Raw genomic sequence first — 1,022 nt, forward strand, 5'->3', positions numbered from 1 at the left:
CGTCAGCGAGGCGATCCAGGACTTGGTGGGCCGCCTAGCCGCCCGCGTCAACGAGGAAGCGGAAGAGCGGGTCACCGTGGCGCAGGCCAAGCACGCCGAGCAGGTGACCCAGCACCAGCAAGCCGCCGCGGCCCTGAAAACCGAGGCGCAGTCCGCCCGCCAGCAGCTGGAACAGACCAAGCGTGCCCTGGCCGAGGAAAAAACCGCTCACGGCAAAACCAGCGAAGCGCTGAGCAGCAAGACCCTGGAATGCACCCAACTCACGCAGCAGGTGGCCGACCTGCGAGAGCGCCTCGCGGCCGAGGAGCGCCATCGCCAGTCTCTGGAAGAAAAGCACCAGCACGCGCGCCAGGCGCTGGAGCATTTCCGGGAATCCACCAAGGAGCAGCGCGACCAGGACCAGCGTAAGCACGAGCAGCAGGTGCAGTATCTGCAGGCCGAGCTACGCACCGTGAACGAGACCTTGGCCACCAAGCAGCAGGAAGCGGTTCACACTCTTCAGGACAACGCGCGGTTGCTGGGTGATTTGTCGCGCGCCCAGGGGGATCTGCACCAGGTCCAGGAAGAGGTGCGGGGCCTGCGGCCGCTCAAGGATGAACTGGGGTTTGCGCAAAGGCACACCGAGGAATTGGGCCGGCGCCTGATCGAGCAGGACGCGGCCGTCCAGCAGCTGAGCGCCTCGAATGAGCAGTTGCAGGCCAAGGTCGCCGAGCTACTCGATGCGAAGCAGCAGTTGGAACTGGCGCTGGCGACGGCTAGGTCATCCGTCACGGCTCAGGAGCAGGTCGTGGCCAGTATGCTGGAGCGGCTGACTTCGACGTCTGGCGCAGCATGACTTGGCTGTAGCCAAGCTAGCAGCCGAGAGTTCAACCGGTTGAATCGCGCTCCTATGGAGAAAACAAACGTGTCAATCTGCACTCAAGGCGAGTTCGACGAAAAATGTCGAATATCTAACTTGTTGTTTTATAAAGAGTATTTTGGCGCTGGCGTGTCAATCCGCATCAAAAGGACGAACACCCCAA

1 protein-coding gene is annotated in these 1,022 nt (G+C 62.1%); it reads left to right on the forward strand.

What is annotated here, in order from left to right:
* On the forward strand, positions 1-835 hold an 835-nt coding region (locus tag NFX52_RS30320), incomplete at its 5' end, for a coiled-coil domain-containing protein (protein ID WP_238385432.1).
* Positions 836-1,022 lie beyond the last annotated feature (187 nt).

This window comes from Acidovorax facilis, from assembly GCF_023913775.1.
GTDB classification, from domain to species: domain Bacteria; phylum Pseudomonadota; class Gammaproteobacteria; order Burkholderiales; family Burkholderiaceae_C; genus Acidovorax; species Acidovorax facilis.